This window comes from Aeromicrobium sp. JP4 (assembly GCF_054957925.1).
The window spans coordinates 3,223,635-3,242,436 of sequence record NZ_CM143290.1 but is presented as its reverse complement, the minus strand read 5'-3'; the positions used below and the strand labels follow the sequence as shown (position 1 = coordinate 3,242,436).

The window sequence follows — 18,802 nt, the reverse complement described above, 5'->3', positions numbered from 1 at the left end:
GACGACCTGCGGCAGGCCCGGGACTTGCTGTTGCGTCAAGGTCCGCAGCGATACAGCGAGGCGACCGGATCCGTACGGGACCCGATCCTGCGCAGTTGGCGGCGGGCCGCCAGCCAGGCGGTTCCGACCGAGAGGATCGCGCTCCACTACCTGGACCCGCGCGGGCGCTCGGAGCTGCTGTGCCGCTCCGCGGGTCCGGTGCTCGATCGGCTCCAGGAAGACCTCGACGGGCTCGGCGTCGCGATCTTCCTCAGCGACCACCAGGGCCGAATCTTGTCCCGCCGGGCCGGCAGCAGGGCCGAGCGCAACAAGTTAGACACCGCATGCGCCGCCGAGGGCTTCGACTTCTCCGAACGCGCGATCGGCACCAACGCGATCGGCACCGTATTGGAGGACAAGTCCGCACTGTTCGTGCGCGGCGGTGAACACTTCAACGATCTGCTCGAGCCGTTGACCTGCGCGGGCGCACCCATTCGCATGGCCCACACCGGCCGTGTGGTCGGCTCCCTTGCGCTGACCTGCGCGGCCGAGACCACCAACCCGATGATGCTGACCCTCGCGGTGAACGCCGCGCGGCAGCTCGAACAGGTGATGGCCGACCTCGACGGCGGACGCAACCGGGCGCTGTTCGCCGCCCTGGCGCCCAGGTCTGGCCAGCATCGGGCGCCGATGGTGGTGCTGACCTCCGACGCGGTGCTGTCCAACACCGCCGGGCTGGAGTTCGTCACCCCCGAGCAGCACCCGCTGCTCTGGCAGGCCGTGAGCGGTCGATGCTGGAGCGCGGACCCGCAGACGATTGAGCTGGACCTGCCCGCCGGGCGCGTGCTCGCGGTGGCACATCGGATCACGGACCCGACCGGCGACGCCTTTCGGCTGGAGTTCCGCCACCAGTCTCATTCCCCCCCGGCATCCCGCAGCGCTGACGCTGCACCCCCCGGGTCCCTGCATCCAGTGCCTGCGATCGATGACCGGTTGCACTACACCGCCCAGCTGTCCGGCCCGATCGCCCTCGACGGCCTCCCCGGCACCGGGAAACACCACGTCGCCTTGCGGATTGCTGCGCTCGACCCGGACCGCCCCGTGCGCGACCTCGACCTCGCCGGCCGCGACCAGACCGACCGGAGGTGGTTCACCGAGGCCACGAACACCCTGACCAGCGGCGGCCAGGTGATCCTTCGTCACCTCGAGGATCTGCACGCCGGCGCGACCACCGAGCTCAAGGCACTCACCTGTATCGCCACCACCGCTCCGGATGGCACAGGAACCGGACCCGGCCGGCTGATTCTGGTTGCGAACCTCAAGCAAGCACCCGACGAGGTAGCCGAGCTTGTCCGGCACACCGCGACCATGGTGTGCCTGCCCGAGCTCGTCCACATGAAAGAGCACATTCCCGAGGTCGCCCGGGCCATCTTGTCCGGCCTGCCGGGCATCGCACCGAGCACCACCTTCTCATCCGCGGCTCGGCAGGCGCTGATGACGTTCTCCTGGCCGGGTAACTGCCGTCAACTGCGCCAAGCAATGGTCGAGGTCGCGGCCTCGAGGCCTGGTTGGCTGATCCAGTTGGAGCAGCTGCCCATCTGGCTTCGTGATGCGGCTCGAGGACGCCAGTTCAGCGGGTACGAGCGAGCGGAGCGCGACGCGATCCTAGCGGCGCTTGAGGAAGCCGGCGGCAACCGCTCCAAGGCTGCCGAGCTCTTGGGCATCGGGCGGACCACCTTGTACCGCAAGATCCGGTCACTCCATATCGAATGCCCTGAACAGATGGCCCCCTCCCACAACCCGTCGGCTGAGGGCGGCTTCGGGCTCAACGAGGGGTAGCCCCTGCCCTACCAGGCAGTCCGCGTCGGCCATCTGCCGCCGCACCGCGTGAAGCGCCCGATCGGTGTCGGGGCGACTTCACGCCGCGGCAGACGTACACCTGGACGGCCACCAAGAGGACGCTGCCGTGCGGGTTGTGTCTTCGTCGCACGGGGGCCGGGGTCACCTCAGGCCCACGGAACGAAGTCACTGACCAGTGGCGGCGCGGTCTGCCTCTGGTGCGCTCTGGAGACAGCAGACCGGAGTTGCGTCCTGCAGAGTGGTGTACGACGTGGTGACGGCCCGGGCGTAGACGCTGGCGCGGTCACCGCGTGATTCTTCGAGGAATCTCCTACAACCCACTCGAAGAGAGGCACAGCGATGACCGCTGGACCCAGTATCGACCCCGCCGAGTTCCTGCACGAGCACCTGGCCCAGGCCAGCCCCGACCTGCTGCGTGAGCTGATGCAGGGCTTCGTCAACACGCTGCTGTCCGCGGACGCGGACAGTGTCTGCGGTGCGGCCTACGGCACCCGTGACCCCGAGCGGTCGAACCGCCGCAACGGCTACCGGCACCGCGACCTCGACACCCGCATCGGAACCCTCGACGTCGCGATCCCCAAGCTCCGGGAGGGCTCCTACTTCCCCGAGTGGCTCCTCGAGCGACGCCGCCGCGCCGAAGCCGCACTCACCAGCGTGGTCGCAACCTGCTACCTGCTCGGTGTCTCGACCAGGCGGATGGACCGGCTGGTGCAGTCACTCGGGATCACCGGACTATCGAAGTCCCAGGTCAGTGTGATGGCGCGGGATCTCGACGAGCTGGTCCGCGACTTCCGCGAACGCCCCCTCGACGCCGGCCCGTACACGTTCGTGGCCGCCGACGCGCTCACGATGAAGGTCCGCGAAGGCGGGCGGGTCATCAAGATCGCGGTCATGGTCGCCACCGGCGTCAACGCCGACGGGTTCCGCGAGATCCTCGGCGTGGCCACCTCGACCGCGGAGTCCGGTGCCGGCTGGAACACCTTCTTCAAGGACCTCGTCGCCCGTGGCCTGTCCGGGGTCGCGCTGGTGACCAGCGACGCGCACGCCGGGCTCGTCGACGCGATCGGCGCCGCCCTGCCCGGGGCGTCGTGGCAACGGTGTCGCACCCACTACACCGCGAACCTGATGTCGATCTGTCCCAAGCACGCCTGGGGCGGGGTCAAGGCGATGCTGCACAGCGTGTTCGACCAGATCGACGCAGATGCTGTGCAGCATCAGTACGACAAGCTCCTCGACCAGATCGAGACCTCCCTGCCCGAGGTCCACGCCCACCTCGACCAGCACCGCGACGACGTCCTCGCGTTCACTGGGTTCCCCAAGGCGGTGTGGCGTCAGATCTGGTCCAACAACCCCAACGAACGGCTCAACCGCGAGATCCGCCGGCGCACCGATGTCGTCGGGATCTTCCCCGACCGGACCTCCATCATCCGCCTCGTCGGTGCCGTCCTGGCCGAGCAGAACGACGAATGGGCCGACGGACGCCGCTACCTCGGACTCGACGTCCTCGCCAAGAGCCGCCTCACCCTCATCACCAGCAACGACCCCGAGGAGGACACCATCACCGCCGGCGCGATCAGCGCCTGACCACCATCAACGACGAATCACCGTCGTACACCACTCAATGGGACTTGACCGCAGACCGGCCCTCACCGGCCGGGCGATGAAGCGCGCCGGCAGCGCGGGATGGCCTCGCATTCTGGGCGTTCATCTCTGCGAGCCGGAACAAGGCTGCCCCAGTGCGGGGTGATGGTTTTGCCGACGGGGCTGTTGGCGCTGGGGTGTAGGCGATGCGGACATCGAAGGCCCGCAGCGCGGCTATACGGCCCGCGATGTTGACCGGGACGGCCTCGACCCGTCGATGATCTGGTAGCGCCGCTGCCCAAGCCTGGGAGCGGTGTCAGGCGCGTCAGCTTCTCGACAGGAGGAGCCGAAATCTTCGGGTACGCCGTCGCTCCCTCAGGCCGCCGTGGGAGGTCGTTCTGGGCAGTTGTCAGTTGGTCGGTCTGTCACAGCAGAGTCCTTGTTCGTATCTTCCTCCGGCCTGTCAGACCGGTCGGTGCGCTGGCTCGTCGATGGGGGAGATGGTGGCGGCGGCGGTGACGTTGCCGAACGTGTCGAGCATCCGGGAGCCGCGTTCGAGACCGTCGGGAGCCGGCACGACTGTCAACCGTTGCGGCCCCACGGCTGGCGCCTTGAGGCGATAGGCGAACTCCCGACCGATCATTCCGTCGCCGTGCCGGCGGTGCAGCTCGCCCATCAGGAGCGCCTGCAGGGGGCCGTGGATGACCAGCCCCGGGTAACCTTCGTGGTGGGCCCAGCCTAGGTCGTAGTGGATCCGGTGGGCGTTGTAGGTGAGGGCGGAGAAGCGGAACAAGAAGGTCTCGTCGGCGACCAGCCGGATCACCGGCTCGGCTTCGACGGCTGGTCCGGGATGGTTGAGGGTGCCGGGGGTGAGGTCAAGGCGGCTGCCGGTGTCGCGGTAGACGATGTCGTTCTCCTCGACGATGCAGACCTCGCCGGCCTGCATGTAGGTGTGCCGGATCTTCACGAACGTGAGCGCGCCGGTGCGGCCTCCCTTGACCACAGTGCCGAGCACCTGGGTGGTCCGCTCGCAGGCCTCGCCGGTGCGGAGTAGCTGGTAGGTCCGGACCCGTCCGCCCGCGAACATCCGCTTTTGACCAGGCCCTGGAGACGCCGGGATGCCGTTGGAAGGGTGACCGTCGGGCCCGAGATCGCGTTGAGCGGGCGCGTTCAGCAGCTGGGTCCAGTGCCACAGTTCCGGGAGCGTGCTGCCGAGGGGGTCTTCGAGGTCCAGTAGTGCGGCGAGCGCCTCCTGCTGCGCGACGGTGATCAGGCCGCGACGTACTGCCGTCTCGGTCATCAGGTGTGCTCCGCGCGGGTCAGGATCGAGCGAGCCCGAGCGAGCACCGGGGCGTCGACCATCGCGCCGTCCACGACGCTGACACCGCCGGCTGCGGCCCTCAGTGCCCGGCGCGCCCAGTCCGTCTCCTGGGCCGAGGGCGCGAACGGCAGCGACCGGGTGAATCTGGGCCGGGTGGATGCACAGCTTGCCACCGAAGCCGCTGCGCCTGGCAGCGAATGCGTCGGCGGCGACTAGCTCCTCGCCTCGGACACTTGCGGTGACGCCGTCCACGGGAGGGGCGCTGCCGGCAGTGCGGGCTGCGAGTACGAGCTCGTGGCGGCAGTGTGCGATGAGCGGTCCGTCGGGGTCGGCGTCGAGGTCGGCGGCCAAGTCGAGGTGACCGATCCCGAGCCGAACCACCCCTTCGACGGCGGCCAGCTCGGCCGCGGCGCGGATCCCGCGGGCGGTCTCGACCAGCGCCATCATCGGGATACCGGGGAGCGCCTCGACGACCGTGGCCAACGACTCGGGAGTCTCGGCCATGGGCACGAGGACGCCGCCGAGGTCTGCGCCGACCGCCGCGAGCGCCGCCAGGTCGGCGAGGTGGGAAGCGGTACCGGGCGCGTTGACCCGGACCGCGGCGGAGTGGCCTTCGGCCAGCCAGTTGATAACCGCGCTCCGGGCGGCCTGCTTGGCGTCGGTGGGCACGGCGTCCTCCAGGTCGCAGACCACCACATCGGCTCCGGCGCTTGCGGCCTTGGGAAACCGCTGGGGCTGGTTGCCGGGTACGAAGAGCAGCGTCACCGCCGAGGCGAGGTCGACGCTGCCACCGAACATGCTCATGGGGCGACCGAGTTGCGCTGGACCAGCTGCTTGGCGATGACGTTGCGCTGGATCTCGTTGGTGCCCTCGCCGACGATCATCAGCGGCGCGTCGCGGAAGTACCGCTCGACGTCGAACTCGGTGGAGTAACCCATCCCGCCGTGGATGCGGATCGCGTCGAGGGCGATCTCCATCCCCACCTCGGAGGCGAAGAGCTTCGCCATCCCGGCCTCCATGTCGGCGCGCCTGCCCGAGTCGTAGACCTGTGCGGCGTGCAGGGTGAGCTGCCGGGCCGCGGTGAGCTTGGTGGCCATGTTGGCCAGGTAGTGGCCGATCGACTGGTGCTGCCAGATCGGCACCCCGAAGGACTCCCGTTCCTGGGCGTAGGCCAGCGCGTCCTCCAGCGCGGCCCGGGCGACACCGAGCGCCCGGGCCGCGACCTGGAGGCGGCCGACCTCGAGGCCGCGCATCATCTGGGCGAAGCCCTGCCCCTCGACGCCGCCGAGCACCGCGTCACCGGGGACGACCATGTCCTCGAACACCAGCTCACAGCTCTCCACACCCTTGTAGCCCAGCTTGGGCAGGTCGCGGGAGATGGTCAGCCGGTCACCGACCTCCTCCTTGTCGACCAGCAGGATCGAGACCCCCTTGTGGGCCGGGGAGGCGTCGGCGTCGGTCTTGCAGAGCAGCGCGATCAGGCCGGAGCGTCGGGCGTTGGAGATCCAGGTCTTCGAGCCGTTGACCCGGTAGGAGGAGCCGTCGGGGCGGGCTGTGGTGCGCATGTTCTGCAGGTCCGAGCCGCCGCCGGGCTCGGTGAGCGCCATGGTGGCGCGGAGCTCACCTGTGGCCATCCGCTTGAGGTACTTCTCTTTCTGCCCGGCCGTGCCGTAGTCCTGGAGCAGCTTGGCGACCACGGTGTGGCCGCCCATCGCGCCAGCCAGGCTCATCCAGCCGCGGGCCAGCTCCTCGGTGACCAGCACGTAGCAGGCCGTGGAGACTTTCCCGTCGCCCCAGGGCTCGTCGATGGCGAGCCCGTAGACGCCGAGCTTCTTCATCTTCTCGATGTGCTGCTCGGGGTAGGTGTTGGCGTGCTCGAGCTCCTGGACGGTCGGTTTGACGTCCTTGTCCACGAAGCGGCGGACCAGCGCGACGATCTCGCGCTCCTCCTCGGGCAGGTCTTCCAGGTTCGTCATGGCGTGGTTCCTCTACTCAGGGGGTGACGAGGGTGAGCCGCTCGGCCACGCAGGCCGGGCGTTCCTTGCCCTCGATCTCGATGGTGTACGTCGTGGTCAGCTGGAGGCCGGCTCCGGTCTCCCGGATCTCGTCCAGGGTCACCTGGGCCCGGATCCGGCTGCCGACCGGGACAGGCGCGGGGAACCGGACCTTGTTGAGGCCGTAGTTGAGCCCCGAGGACCCGAAGCCGAGTTCGTAGAGCTCCGCACCGAGGGGCACGGTGAGCGCCAGGGTGAGGAACCCGTGGGCGATGGTGCCGCCGAACGGGCTCTGTTTGGCGCGCTCGGTGTCGACGTGGATCCACTGGTGGTCGTCGGTGACCTTGGCGAAGCCGTCGACGCGCTCCTGATCCACGGTCAGCCAGTCGGTGACGCCGAGCTGCTGTCCGAGCAGGCCGTTCAGCTCCTCGGCGGTAGCGATGACTCGGGCGCCCATCAGGAGACCCGCTCGAAGATGGCAGCTAGGCCCTGACCTCCGCCGATGCACATGGTGGCCAGCCCGTACCGGCCCTCACGCCGGGTGAGCTCGCGCGCCAGCGTGCCGACCATCCGGGTGCCGGTGGCGCCGACCGGGTGGCCCAGGGAGATGCCGGAGCCGTGGACGTTGGTCCGCTCGTGGTCGGCTTCGGTGAACTTCCACTCCCGCATCACCGCGAGGGCCTGCGCGGCGAACGCCTCGTTGAGCTCGATCACGTCGATGTCGGCCATCGTCAGGCCGGCCTGTTCGAGTGCGCGGGCGGTGGCGGGGACGGGGCCGATGCCCATCGTCCTCGGCGGTACCCCGGCCACCGCCCAGGAGACCAGCCGGACGAGCGGGGCCAAACCGTGATGCTCGGCGGCGTCACGGCTGGCGACCAGGCAGAGCGCGGCGGCGTCGTTCTGGCCGCTGGCGTTACCGGCGGTCACGGTGGCCTCCGGGTCGACCTTGCCGAGGATTGGCCGGAGCGCGGCGAGCTTCTCCAGGGAGGCGTCGGCGCGGGGGTGCTCGTCGGTGTCGACGACGATCTCGCCCTTTCGGCTGCCGATGGTGACGGGGATGATCTCCTCGGCGAAGACGCCGGACCGCTGGGCGGCGACGGCGCGCTGGTGGGAGGAGAGGGCGAGCCGGTCCTGCTCCTCGCGCGAGATCCGGTACTCCTTGCGGAGGTTCTCCGCGGTCTCGATCATCCCGCCGGGCACCGGGTAGTGCTTGCCGCCGGCGGTCTCGCGGGCCCGGACCAGACCGTCGTGCATCCGCATGCCGCTGCGCGCGGCGCCCCAGCGGGCGTCGAGGGTGTAGAACATCGCGTTGCTCATCGACTCCACCCCGCCGGAGACCAGTACGTTGTTGGCGCCGGATCCGACCTGGAGGACGCCCTGGATCACCGATTGCAGGCCGGAGCCGCACCGGCGGTCGATGTGCATGCCGCCGGTGGTGACCGGCAGGCCGGCGTCCAGCGCCACCACCCGGCCGATCGCGGGTGCCTCGCTGTTTGCGTTGCAGTGGCCGAGGATGACGTCCTCGATCACCTCGGGGTCGATCCCGGTCCGCTCCACCAGGCCGCGGAGGGTCTGGGCGCCGAGCTCGGCGGCGGTGAGGGGGCGCAGGCTGCCGCCGTATCCTCCGACGGGGGTCCGGACGGGTTCGCAGATGACGACATCACGCATGGCTTGCTCCAGGGGTTTGAGGGGGCGTGGAGTCACATGAACCGGCCGCCGGTGACTTCGAGCACCGTGCCGGTCATGTATGACGACAGCGGCGAGGCGAGGAAGAGGGCGACTCCGGCGACCTCGTCGGGCTCGCCGGGGCGTTGCATCGGGATTTCGGCCATCTTCTGGTCCCATGCCTTCTGCGGCATCGCCTCGGTCATCGCCGAGCGGATCAGGCCGGGCTGGATCGCGTTCACCCGTACGCCGTGGTGGGCCATCTCCTTGGCGGCGGCCTTGGTGAGGCCGACGATGCCGGCCTTGGCTGCGGAGTAGTTCGTCTGGCCGACCATGCCGACCTTGCCGGAGAGCGAGGAGATGTTCACGATCGCCCCGGACTTCTGCTCCCGCATGATCGCCGAAGCCAGCCGGGTGCCGTTCCAGCAGCCCTTGAGGTGTACCGCGATGACCTGGTCGAAGTCGTCCTCGGTCATCGTCCGCATGGTGGCGTCGCGGGTGATGCCCGCGTTGTTGACCACCACGTCCAGGGAGCCGAACCGCTCCACCGAGGTGTCCAGCAGCCGCTGCACCGCCGAGGCGTCGACCACGTCGCACTCCACACCGACCGCGACATCCTCACCGCCCAGCGAGGCGGCGGCCTCCTTCGCCTTCGCGCCGTCCAGGTCGCCGAGCAGCACGCGGGTGCCCTCGGCGACGAACGCCCTGGCCATGGCCAGGCCGAGGCCCTGGCCGCCGCCGGTGATCACGGCGGTCTTGTTCTCGAGCAGGATCATCAGGCACTCCTGGTGTCAGGGCGGGTGGTTGCGCCGGTGTCGATGACACCGGCGTGGGCGAGTCGGGTGATCTCCTCGGCGGTGAGGCCGAGGTCGGCGAGGACCCAGTGGGTGTGCTCCCCGGGCGCGGGGGCTCGTTCGACGGGGCCATGGCTGCCGTCGACGGCCAGCGGGCCGGCCGGGGCCAGGTGCGGGCCGACGCCGGGCTGGTCGAGCTCGGTGAAGAGCGGTCGGTCGGCGAGGTCGGCGGCGACCTGATCGAAGGTCCGATACACGGCGAGGAGGATCCGGGTGCCCTCGAGGGCCGCGCCGACGTCGGGCAACGTCCTGGCGGCGAACCAGGGCTCCAGCAGGGCGCTGATCAGGGCGCGGTGCTGGTAGCGGACGCACTCGAGCGAGAAGTCGGCGTCCAAGGTGTTCTGCAGCGCCGCGATGGTATCGGTGAGCCCGGTGACCTCGAGCAGGCTGCACCAGTGGCGGTCGGTGAGGATGACCAGCATGATCCGTCGGCCGTCGGCGAGCTGGAAGTCGCGGCCGTAGGTGCCGTAGACGTGATTGCCGTCGGGGCCGCGGTCGATGCCGCGGGTCTGGGCCTCGGTGAGGAGCCCGAGCGTGCCGGCGGTGGAGAGTGCGACGTCCTCCAGCGCCAGGGTGATGGTGGCACCCTCGCCGGTCTGCTGGCGGCGGTGGACGGCTGCCAGCAGCCCGGTGGCCAGGTAGAGGCCGGCGGCGATGTCCCAGGCGGGGAGGACCTGGTTGACCGGTGTCCCGCCGCTCCCGGGGCCGGTGACCAGGGGGAACCCGGTCTCCGCCTGGACGGTGTAGTCGACAGCGGGGCCACCGTCGGGAGTGCCGATGAGCCGGACATGGATGAGGTCCGGTCGGCGCTCGCGGAGCGCCTCGGCGGCCAGGGGTCCGCGGTGAGCGCCGTTGGTGACCACGATGCCGGCGTCGACGGCGAGGTCGGCGGCGAGCGCGGCACCGTTGGGAGTGCGGAGGTCGACCGCGATCGCCTGCTTGCCCTTGTTCAGGCCCGCCCAGTACATCGAGGTGCCGGTCTCCGAGAGCGGCAGCCGGGTCCGGTCGGGCGCACCACCGGGCGGTTCGAGGCGGACCACGTCGGCGCCGAGCTGGTGGAGCACCAGCCCGCACAGCGGGGTGGCGACGTAGCTGGAGAGCTCCAGGATCCGCAAATTGCTCAGCGGCGCGATCATCGAGTTCCCCCCACACAGGCGGGGCGGGGGGCCAGGAAGGCGGCCGGTGCGGCGTCCAACTCCAGAACCTTGAGCAGCTCGGTCTGGGCGGCGTTGTCGGCGGTGGCAGCGGCGTCGAGCTCGGTCCGCGGGTCGGCGATCAGTCGGCGGGTGATGGCGAGGTCTTGGGCCATCCCGGTGACCCGTTCCCTGGCTCCCCCCTGGTCCGCGAGGTGGTCGGCCAGGCGCCGGTCGTGGCCCTGGTGGGCGTCGAAGGTTTCGGGGGTGACCAGGAGCCGGCGGGTGCGTGCCCAACCGTTCCGGCGGGTGATCGACCACGTGAAGCCGATGTCGGCGGTGAGGCCCAGCTTGACGAACACCGCGGCGAACCACGCGGACCGGACGGTGAGCACCAGGTCGCGCGACGAGGCCAGGCCGACGCCGAGGCGGGAGGCGCCGCCCTCGACGGCGGCGATGATCACCGGTCGGCCGCGGACCATCGCCGTCACCAGGGCGGTGAGGCTCGTGTACCGGTTCGCGAGGCTGGCCGGGGCGACGCGTATCCCGGCGATAGTGCCGCCGGCGCAGAGGTCCGCACCGGCGCCGGTGCGCGGCGTCACCGGAACCGTCGGGTCGGCGGCGCCGCCCTGACGGCGCGCCCACAGGTGGTGCTGGTCGGCCGCGTTGAGGGCGTTGCGGAGGCCTGGCCGGTCCAAGTCGGGCTCTGCGACCGCGCCGTGGTTGACGACGCGGAGACCGTCGTACGGGTCAACCACGTGCGGCCCGCACCATCTGCTTAGCAATGATCAGCCGTTGGATCTCGCTGGTGCCCTCGTAGAGGCGGAACAGGCGGGCGTCGCGGTAGAACCGCTCGACGGCGACTTCCCGCATGTAGCCCATGCCGCCGTGGATCTGGACGGCCCGGTCGGCGACTCGGTCGACCATCTCGGTGCAGAAGAGCTTGGCGGCCGAGGGTGCCTGCCAGCGGTCGTCGCCGGCGTCGTACGCTCTGGCGGCTTCGGTGACCATCGCCTTGGCGGCGTAGTGCTCGGTCCAAGAGTCGGCGAGCATCGCTTGGACGAGCTGGAAGTCGGCGATCAGGGTGCCGCCCTGGCGGGTGCTGACCGCGTACGTGACGGACTCCTTGATCAACCGCTCGGCAAGGCCGGTGCACAGGGCGGCGATGTGCAGGCGGCCCTTGGCCAGCGACCGCATCGCCGCGGAGAACCCGGCCCCCTCCTTGCCGCCGATGAGGCAGTCGAGCGGGATGCGCACCTCGTCGAAGGCGACCTCGGCGGTATGCGCGCCGCGCTGGCCCATCTTGTCGTCGGAGGGACCGACGGTGACGCCGGCCAGGGTGGCGTCGATGGCGAAGACGCTGATCCCCTTGGTGGCCTCAGAGACGTCGCCGGTGCGAGCGAAGACCATGAACACGTCGGCCTCGGGGGCGTTGGTGATGAACCGCTTCTGGCCGGTGATCAGGTAGGAGTCGCCGTCCCGCACGGCCCGGGTGCGCAGGCCGCTGGGGTCGGAGCCGGCCTCTGGTTCGGTGAGCGCGAAGGAGGCGATCCTTTCGCCGGCGGCGAGGTCGGGGAGGTACCGCTTCTTCTGCTCATCGGTGGCGAAGTTGACCAGCACCTGGCCCGCGATCCCGTTGTTGGTGCCGAACATGGACCGGAACGCGGGGGTGGTGCCGCCGATGACCTGCGCCAGCTGCACCTCCTCGCTCATGGTCAGGCCCAAGCCGCCGTACTCCTCAGGCAAGGCGTAGCCGAAGAGCCCCATCCGGGCAGCCCCGGTGCGGATCCGGTCAGGGATCTCGTCGGACTCCTCGATCTCCGTCTCGGCGGGGATGACCTCCTTGGCGACGAAGGTCTCGACGGCCTCCAGTACTGCGGCGAACTCCTCGGGCTCCATTGGTTCCTCTTCCTCGGGGTTGTCTCAGCCGACGACCAGGTCGTGCCGGAGCCGGGCGATCTCCTCCGCATCGATGCCCAGGCGGGTCAGGACCGTGTCGGTGTGCTGACCGAGGGCGGGTACGTCGCCCATGGCCAACTCGGTGTCGCTGAAGGTCATCGGCGGCAGCACCGCCTGGATCCGGCCAGCCTCGGTGCCGATCTCGCGCCAGCGGTCGCGGGCGAAGAGCTGTGGGTGGGCGACCAGGCCGGCCATGTCGTTGAGCTGGGCGGCCGGAACGCCAGCGTCGGCAAGCCTCTGCTCGAGCTCGGCCGTCCCCCAGCCGCGGGTGCGCTGAGCGACTGCCCCGTCGATCTCCTGGCGGTGCCTGACCCGGAGCTGGTTCGTGGCGAACCGGGGGTCCTCGGCGAGCTCGTCGTCGCCGAGCACCTTGCGGCAGAGCAGGTCCCAGCCGCGGTCGTTCTGCACGCCGATGAGGACCTGACCGTCGCGGGTCGGGTAGGCATCATACGGCGCGATGGCGGCGTGGCTCAGCCCCATCCGAGGGAGTTGGTGGCCGGCGTACATCTGGACGTACATCGGGTGGCCGAGCCATTCGACGGTAGCGTCGAACAGCGAGACATCGACGACCGCTCCGGCCCCGGTGCGCTCGCGGCGGAACAGGCCAGCGAGAACGCTGGTCAGCGCGTAGAGCGCGGCGGCGATGTCGGCTGTGGGGATCCCGGTCTTGGTGGGCGTCTCGGGGGTGCCGGTGATCGAGATCAACCCGGTCTCGGCCTGGACCAGCATGTCGTAGGCCTTCCGCTGGGCCTTGGGGCCTGCGGTGCCGTAGCCGGACAGGTTGACCACCACCAGCCGCGGATGGGCGGCACGCAGGAGCTCCGCGCCGAGGCCGAGCCGCTCGGCGGCGCCCGGAGCGAGATTCTGGACGAAGACGTCGGCGGTGCCGATCAGTCCAGTGACCAGCTCCCGACCGCGGGCCGTCTTGAGGTCGAGGGCGACCGACCGCTTGCCGCGATTGAGCCAGACAAAGTGCGAGGCAATGCCGTTCACGTAGGAGTCATAAGCCCGCGCGAAGTCACCTTCCCCCACGCGCTCGACCTTGATCACCTCGGCACCGAGATCGGCGAGGTGGCGGGTTGCCAAAGGGGCGGCGACGGCCTGCTCGATCGCGACGACGCGGACCCCGGCGAGGGGCAGCCCGGCGAGGGGCAGCCCGGCCTGCTCGCCCGGCGACTGCGGGACTTCGAAGCTCATACCCCTGATGGTCGCAACCTTGTTCTATACTCAGCAACGTCTAAGTCGGTATGGCATTGATGCTGGCCTGCAATCAATTCCAGTGAGGCATGATGGATCTGCACCACATCACCGCGTTCCTCGCGGTCGCCGAGGAGCTGCACTTCGGGCGCGCAGCCGCCCGGCTCCACATGGCCCAGCCCCCGCTGAGCCGGACCATTCAGCAGCTGGAGCGACGGCTCGGCACCACGCTCTTCGACAGGACCACGCGGACGGTGCGGCTCACTCCCCAAGGCCAGGCGCTGGTGGAGCCGGCGCGGCGGATCGTGGAGTCGTTCGCCTACGCCCAGCGAGCGGTGGCCTACGCCGGGCGCGGCGAGATCGGCCGGGTGGCGATCGGCTTTGCCGGCCCCTCCTCCCACTCACTGATCAGCGCGCTGGCGCAGACGGTGCGGCGGGTGCAGCCGGGCATCGAGCTGGCGCTGAGCTCGACGCTCTACGGCGGCGAGGCGCTCAGCAGGTTGTCCCAGGGCGACCTCGACCTGGCCATCGTTCGCTACGACTCAACATCCCCGGCGATGCAATCGCGGGTGGTGCGCGTCAACCATTACGTGATCGTGGTGTCGGAGTCCCACCCATTGGCCGAGCGCGAGTCGGTACGGATGGACGAACTGGCCGACGAACACTGGATCCTGCTCGAGGCGTCGCGGGGGTCGTCACTGCGGGAGACCACGCTGCAGAAAGCGAGCGATGCCGGCTTCGCGCCCAACATCGCCCAGCAGGCTCCCGACACGTGGACGATCATGGCGCTGGTCGCGGCCGGGGTGGGCATCACCCTTACCATCGACACCGCCTTCACCAACGTCACCACCACCGGGCTGTCGGTGATCCCGCTGGACCATGGCCAGGAGGTCGCGGTGAGCCGGCTGGTCTGGCGCGCCGACGACGACTCCCCCGCGCTCCGCCGGGTACTCGAGCTCTCCGAGACTGCGCTGCCGACCCCGGAAGGGTACGCCGAGTAGACACTCGTTCCGCCGCGAACGTTGCCCGTCCGGATCGATCGTCACCGTCGCGACACAGGCCTTGCGGGTGAACAAGATACGATTCAATCGAGGACCATGCCCGCCCAGCCGCGGACGAACACCTGTCGGCGGGATCAGGCTACACCCGGTCAGCCTCCCCGATCGTGATGTCAGTCCTCCGCGAGGAACTGTGTGCTGTGGAACGACTGCGCCAACGGGATGAGATGGTCGCGCGCGAGGGCCTGGTGAGCTGGGTGCTCAAGGTAGGCGTAGAACGCCTCAGCGTCGGGGAACTCTGAGACCAGCGCGTAGTCGGCGTTCGTCGGCCTTTCGCCGAGATCTCGGCCGTGGCGGGACCGCCGAATGAGCTCGATCTGACCTGGCAGGGCCGCCAGCGCCGCGTCGAACGCCGCCACTTGTTCTGTAGTCGCGGCGTCCTTGAACTTGACGGTCACACAGTGAATCAACATCGGCTACTCCTTGGGGTGGGCGCCCGGGGGGGTGCGGTCTCGAAGACGGTGTCGACACCCGAGACGACAAGTTCCCCGCAAAGCAGGGGCTCCAGCAAGCACACAACGCGTGGGTCAGTCTCGACCATCGAGCTCCATCCTGTCAGCGATCCATCCCAGAACCCACGGCGAACACACCCGAGGACCGCACACGGGAGCCTGGTCCTCACCTCGACGACATGCCGGGCAACGACCACGGCAACCACGTACAGGCCACTCCTGGTCGACGGCCCCGGACTAGCTTGATCGCCGGCAGGAGGGCGAGGCCATCTGCAGGGGGCGATCCGGTCACTGAAGCGCCGCAAGCGACGCGGAGCTGATCGCTCGCTGGCGCTTGGGGCGTCCACGAGTACTGCGCGGTAGATGGCGTCACAGATATGCCTCCCAAGTGCCTCGAAGTGATACAGGGAACAGTTCGGAAGGTTCCCTACGCTCGGAGCCCAGGGCGTGGCCAACAGGCGCCCCGCCGCGATACTGAGGAGCCAGGGGTATGACCGTAGTTGACATCACCCGCGTCGTCACCGACGTGAACGTTGACGGGAAGGCCGTGTTCAGCTCGGTCGGAGCGCCGCGCAGCGCCGAGGCTGGCGGGATGAACATCTACAACGTGTGGGGTACCCCCGACGACGGTTCGGTGACCGTCGGCCGCGGCGGAACCGTCGAGCCTGTGCTGTTCCCGTTCTTCCCGGACGGGAACGGCACCCGTTTCTGCGTAGTTCACTTCCCGCCGGCGTCGGAGGCCGACCACGGCGAGGAAGGAGCCGACCCGGAAGCTACCCAGCCGGGCCTGATCGGTGCGTTCGAGGCCGATAACCCCGGCATGCACATCACCGACTCGATTGACTACGGCGTCTGCCTGTCGGGTGAGATCTACCTCGAGCTAGACGACGGTGCGGAGCAGCGGATCACGCCTGGAACCGTGGTCGTGCAGAGGGGAACCCGGCACGCATGGCGCAATCGAGGTACGGACGTATGCACCATGGTGTACGTCCTGTGCGGCGCGAAGCGGGCGTGAGCCGCCAGACCAAGTACCTGGCGCTCACCGTGCATTAGTTTGCGGGCCTCAGTCTCAGAAGCCGCGGCTTAACTTCCCAGGCTGATTCACCACATTCACTCCCTCGAACGGCCCAATCCCAGCGCGCGAAGGCGCTTGCGGATCTCACATCAAGTTTGGACGGCAAGTCATGGCACATCGATTGGACGGCAAGGTCGCGATCATCACCGGAGCCGCCCGTGGGCAAGGCGCGGCGGAGGCACGGCTGTTCGCCTCCGAAGGAGCGTCGGTGGTCATCACCGATATCCGCGAGGACGCCTTGGCCACGGTGGAGAAGGAACTCCGCGATGCTAGGGCCTCAGTGCTAGCCACCCGCCTCGACGTCAGCGACGAGGCCAACTGGGAGCGAACCGTTGCCGAAACCCTCGACGTCTTCGACCGGCTCGACATTCTGGTCAACAACGCCGGCATCCTCAACATGGCGGGCGTGGAGGAGACATCGCTTGAGCAGTGGAACCAGATCGTGTCGGTCAACCAGACCGGCGTCTGGCTGGGGATGAAGCACGCCCTGCCGGCCATGCGCCGATCCGGCGGCGGCTCCATATCAACGTCTCCTCGATCTATGGCCTGATCGGCAGCGGGGCCGCTGCTGCCTACCAGGCCACCAAGGGCGCCGTGCGCATCCTCACCAAGACCGCAGCGATCCAGTACGCACCCGAAGGCATCCGGATCAACTCCATCCACCCCGGCGTCATCGACACCGGCATGGTCGAGGAGGAAGTGCCTGCCGAGTTCCAGCCGGCACTGATCGCCGCGACACCACTCGGCCGGATGGGCACGCCCGAAGAGATTGCCTACGGCGCTCTCTTCCTCGCCTCCGACGAATCATCCTTCGCAACAGGATCCGAACTCGTCCTCGACGGCGGCTACACAACCCAATAGGTGGCCGAGCAGCCACATCCGGTAGGCCTCCCCGCCGAACCGATGCTGTGGTCGGTGAGCGTGCGGGCCCAGCTACCCAACGGGGGCCGCTGCGCTGCGCTCTTGCCGACTCCCCACACTGCTGAATGGGTTCGCACCAGGCGGGCGTCCGGTCAGCACCCGTGGTTCCTCCTCTACTAGGAGGCCACCATCGCGCGGAGGTCCACAGGAGCCGGGGGCGATGCTCAGGCGCTCTTGATCGTGGCCGCCAATTTGCGGGCGTCCTCGACTTGCCGGGTCCAAGTATCTGCTCTACCTAGCCCAGACCGCGACGTGGTCGCAGCGGTGACGCGTCGAGCGTATGCGCTACCGAGCGGCGCCGCCCGGCGTCGCTGGAGGCGCCCGCAAGGATGCCGTGGCGCGGGTCCTAACGCTCGATGCGCCCGAGTTGCGTCCTGCAGAGTGGTGTACGACGTGGTGACGGCCCGGGCGTAGACGCTGGCGCGGTCACCGCGTGATTCTTCGAGGAATCTCCTACAACCCACTCGAAGAGAGGCACAGCGATGACCGCTGGACCCAGTATCGACCCCGCCGAGTTCCTGCACGAGCACCTGGCCCAGGCCAGCCCCGACCTGCTGCGTGAGCTGATGCAGGGCTTCGTCAACACGCTGCTGTCCGCGGACGCGGACAGTGTCTGCGGTGCGGCCTACGGCACCCGTGACCCCGAGCGGTCGAACCGCCGCAACGGCTACCGGCACCGCGACCTCGACACCCGCATCGGAACCCTCGACGTCGCGATCCCCAAGCTCCGGGAGGGCTCCTACTTCCCCGAGTGGCTCCTCGAGCGACGCCGCCGCGCCGAAGCCGCACTCACCAGCGTGGTCGCAACCTGCTACCTGCTCGGTGTCTCGACCAGGCGGATGGACCGGCTGGTGCAGTCACTCGGGATCACCGGACTATCGAAGTCCCAGGTCAGTGTGATGGCGCGGGATCTCGACGAGCTGGTCCGCGACTTCCGCGAACGCCCCCTCGACGCCGGCCCGTACACGTTCGTGGCCGCCGACGCGCTCACGATGAAGGTCCGCGAAGGCGGGCGGGTCATCAAGATCGCGGTCATGGTCGCCACCGGCGTCAACGCCGACGGGTTCCGCGAGATCCTCGGCGTGGCCACCTCGACCGCGGAGTCCGGTGCCGGCTGGAACACCTTCTTCAAGGACCTCGTCGCCCGTGGCCTGTCCGGGGTCGCGCTGGTGACCAGCGACGCGCACGCCGGGCTCGTCGACGCGATCGGCGCCGCCCTGCCCGGGGCGTCGTGGCAACGGTGTCGCACCCACTACACCGCGAACCTGATGTCGATCTGTCCCAAGCACGCCTGGGGCGGGGTCAAGGCGATGCTGCACAGCGTGTTCGACCAGATCGACGCAGATGCTGTGCAGCATCAGTACGACAAGCTCCTCGACCAGATCGAGACCTCCCTGCCCGAGGTCCACGCCCACCTCGACCAGCACCGCGACGACGTCCTCGCGTTCACTGGGTTCCCCAAGGCGGTGTGGCGTCAGATCTGGTCCAACAACCCCAACGAACGGCTCAACCGCGAGATCCGCCGGCGCACCGATGTCGTCGGGATCTTCCCCGACCGGACCTCCATCATCCGCCTCGTCGGTGCCGTCCTGGCCGAGCAGAACGACGAATGGGCCGACGGACGCCGCTACCTCGGACTCGACGTCCTCGCCAAGAGCCGCCTCACCCTCATCACCAGCAACGACCCCGAGGAGGACACCATCACCGCCGGCGCGATCAGCGCCTGACCACCATCAACGACGAATCACCGTCG

General features: G+C 69.1%; 15 protein-coding genes and 1 pseudogene. 6 read left to right on the top strand and 10 right to left on the bottom strand.

Annotation, left to right across the window (positions count from 1 at the left end):
* Positions 1-24 precede the first annotated feature (24 nt).
* A complete protein-coding gene (locus ACY1JX_RS15975) occupies positions 25-1,818 on the top strand; it encodes a sigma-54-dependent Fis family transcriptional regulator (protein WP_462564579.1) in 1,794 nt (597 codons plus the stop codon).
* A gap of 360 nt (positions 1,819-2,178) precedes the next feature.
* Positions 2,179-3,423, top strand: a complete 1,245-nt coding sequence (locus ACY1JX_RS15970; protein WP_462564559.1) for an IS256 family transposase — start codon at positions 2,179-2,181, stop codon at positions 3,421-3,423.
* A gap of 460 nt (positions 3,424-3,883) precedes the next feature.
* On the opposite strand, the gene ACY1JX_RS15965 is transcribed toward ACY1JX_RS15970, so the two are convergent.
* The 9 genes from ACY1JX_RS15965 to ACY1JX_RS15925 are packed head-to-tail and all read right to left on the bottom strand — an operon-like array spanning position 3,884 to position 13,543.
* On the bottom strand, positions 3,884-5,545 hold the full coding sequence (locus ACY1JX_RS15965; protein WP_462564578.1) for an aldolase/citrate lyase family protein: 1,662 nt from the start codon (positions 5,543-5,545) through the stop codon (positions 3,884-3,886).
* Positions 5,542-6,717, bottom strand: a complete 1,176-nt coding sequence (locus ACY1JX_RS15960) for an acyl-CoA dehydrogenase family protein (RefSeq protein ID WP_107766976.1) — start codon at positions 6,715-6,717, stop codon at positions 5,542-5,544. The genes ACY1JX_RS15965 and ACY1JX_RS15960 overlap by 4 nt, the downstream gene beginning before the upstream one ends.
* Positions 6,718-6,733: 16 nt before the next feature.
* Positions 6,734-7,192: a MaoC family dehydratase gene (locus ACY1JX_RS15955; protein ID WP_107766975.1), complete on the bottom strand. Its 459-nt coding sequence runs from the start codon at positions 7,190-7,192 to the stop codon at positions 6,734-6,736.
* Positions 7,192-8,403 carry an acetyl-CoA C-acetyltransferase gene (locus tag ACY1JX_RS15950; protein WP_462564577.1) on the bottom strand — a complete coding sequence of 404 codons (1,212 nt, stop codon included), beginning with the start codon at positions 8,401-8,403 and terminating at the stop codon, positions 7,192-7,194. The genes ACY1JX_RS15955 and ACY1JX_RS15950 overlap by 1 nt, the downstream gene beginning before the upstream one ends.
* Before the next feature lie 32 nt (positions 8,404-8,435).
* Positions 8,436-9,176, bottom strand: a complete 741-nt coding sequence (gene fabG / locus ACY1JX_RS15945; protein ID WP_462564576.1) for a 3-oxoacyl-ACP reductase FabG — start codon at positions 9,174-9,176, stop codon at positions 8,436-8,438.
* Positions 9,176-10,390 carry a CoA transferase gene (locus ACY1JX_RS15940; RefSeq protein ID WP_462564575.1) on the bottom strand — a complete coding sequence of 405 codons (1,215 nt, stop codon included), beginning with the start codon at positions 10,388-10,390 and terminating at the stop codon, positions 9,176-9,178. Before ACY1JX_RS15940 ends, fabG begins: the two co-directional genes overlap by 1 nt.
* Positions 10,387-11,145 (bottom strand): enoyl-CoA hydratase/isomerase family protein, encoded by a 759-nt coding sequence (locus ACY1JX_RS15935; protein ID WP_462564574.1) that lies wholly within the window; start codon positions 11,143-11,145, stop codon positions 10,387-10,389. Before ACY1JX_RS15935 ends, ACY1JX_RS15940 begins: the two co-directional genes overlap by 4 nt.
* Positions 11,138-12,286: an acyl-CoA dehydrogenase family protein gene (locus tag ACY1JX_RS15930; protein ID WP_107766971.1), complete on the bottom strand. Its 1,149-nt coding sequence runs from the start codon at positions 12,284-12,286 to the stop codon at positions 11,138-11,140. Before ACY1JX_RS15930 ends, ACY1JX_RS15935 begins: the two co-directional genes overlap by 8 nt.
* A gap of 24 nt (positions 12,287-12,310) precedes the next feature.
* The gene (locus ACY1JX_RS15925) at positions 12,311-13,543 is read right to left on the bottom strand and encodes a CaiB/BaiF CoA transferase family protein (protein ID WP_462564573.1); all 1,233 of its coding nucleotides are present in this window, start codon (positions 13,541-13,543) and stop codon (positions 12,311-12,313) included.
* Between the two features lie 92 nt (positions 13,544-13,635).
* On the opposite strand from ACY1JX_RS15925, the gene ACY1JX_RS15920 reads away from it, so the two are divergent.
* Positions 13,636-14,544 (top strand): LysR family transcriptional regulator, encoded by a 909-nt coding sequence (locus tag ACY1JX_RS15920; protein WP_107767089.1) that lies wholly within the window; start codon positions 13,636-13,638, stop codon positions 14,542-14,544.
* A gap of 170 nt (positions 14,545-14,714) precedes the next feature.
* Here the strand turns inward: ACY1JX_RS15920 and ACY1JX_RS15915 are convergent, their stop codons facing one another.
* Positions 14,715-14,999, bottom strand: a complete 285-nt coding sequence (locus tag ACY1JX_RS15915; protein ID WP_199907611.1) for a Dabb family protein — start codon at positions 14,997-14,999, stop codon at positions 14,715-14,717.
* 544 nt (positions 15,000-15,543) lie between these two features.
* Between ACY1JX_RS15915 and ACY1JX_RS15910 the strand changes: the two genes are divergently transcribed.
* The 3 genes and pseudogenes from ACY1JX_RS15910 to ACY1JX_RS15900 all read left to right on the top strand — a co-directional run bounded on the left by ACY1JX_RS15910 (position 15,544) and on the right by ACY1JX_RS15900 (position 18,776).
* A complete protein-coding gene (locus ACY1JX_RS15910; protein WP_462564572.1) occupies positions 15,544-16,068 on the top strand; it encodes a cupin domain-containing protein in 525 nt (174 codons plus the stop codon).
* A gap of 169 nt (positions 16,069-16,237) precedes the next feature.
* Positions 16,238-16,989 (top strand): annotated as a pseudogene (locus ACY1JX_RS15905) (glucose 1-dehydrogenase).
* Positions 16,990-17,531: 542 nt separating this feature from the next.
* Complete coding sequence (locus tag ACY1JX_RS15900; RefSeq protein ID WP_462564559.1) at positions 17,532-18,776, top strand: IS256 family transposase; 1,245 nt, start codon at positions 17,532-17,534, stop codon at positions 18,774-18,776.
* Positions 18,777-18,802: the final 26 nt, after the last annotated feature.

Excerpts from the sequence above, each read along its gene's own strand:
- ACY1JX_RS15970 (WP_462564559.1), top strand. The coding sequence starts at position 2,179 with ATGACCGCTGGACCCAGTATCGACCCCGCCGAGTTCCTGCACGAGCAC.
- ACY1JX_RS15965 (WP_462564578.1), bottom strand. The coding sequence starts at position 5,545 with ATGAGCATGTTCGGTGGCAGCGTCGACCTCGCCTCGGCGGTGACGCTG.
- ACY1JX_RS15960 (WP_107766976.1), bottom strand. The coding sequence starts at position 6,717 with ATGACGAACCTGGAAGACCTGCCCGAGGAGGAGCGCGAGATCGTCGCG.
- ACY1JX_RS15955 (WP_107766975.1), bottom strand. The coding sequence starts at position 7,192 with ATGGGCGCCCGAGTCATCGCTACCGCCGAGGAGCTGAACGGCCTGCTC.
- ACY1JX_RS15950 (WP_462564577.1), bottom strand. The coding sequence starts at position 8,403 with ATGCGTGATGTCGTCATCTGCGAACCCGTCCGGACCCCCGTCGGAGGA.
- fabG (WP_462564576.1), bottom strand. The coding sequence starts at position 9,176 with ATGATCCTGCTCGAGAACAAGACCGCCGTGATCACCGGCGGCGGCCAG.
- ACY1JX_RS15940 (WP_462564575.1), bottom strand. The coding sequence starts at position 10,390 with ATGATCGCGCCGCTGAGCAATTTGCGGATCCTGGAGCTCTCCAGCTAC.
- ACY1JX_RS15930 (WP_107766971.1), bottom strand. The coding sequence starts at position 12,286 with ATGGAGCCCGAGGAGTTCGCCGCAGTACTGGAGGCCGTCGAGACCTTC.
- ACY1JX_RS15925 (WP_462564573.1), bottom strand. The coding sequence starts at position 13,543 with ATGAGCTTCGAAGTCCCGCAGTCGCCGGGCGAGCAGGCCGGGCTGCCC.
- ACY1JX_RS15920 (WP_107767089.1), top strand. The coding sequence starts at position 13,636 with ATGGATCTGCACCACATCACCGCGTTCCTCGCGGTCGCCGAGGAGCTG.
- ACY1JX_RS15910 (WP_462564572.1), top strand. The coding sequence starts at position 15,544 with ATGACCGTAGTTGACATCACCCGCGTCGTCACCGACGTGAACGTTGAC.
- ACY1JX_RS15900 (WP_462564559.1), top strand. The coding sequence starts at position 17,532 with ATGACCGCTGGACCCAGTATCGACCCCGCCGAGTTCCTGCACGAGCAC.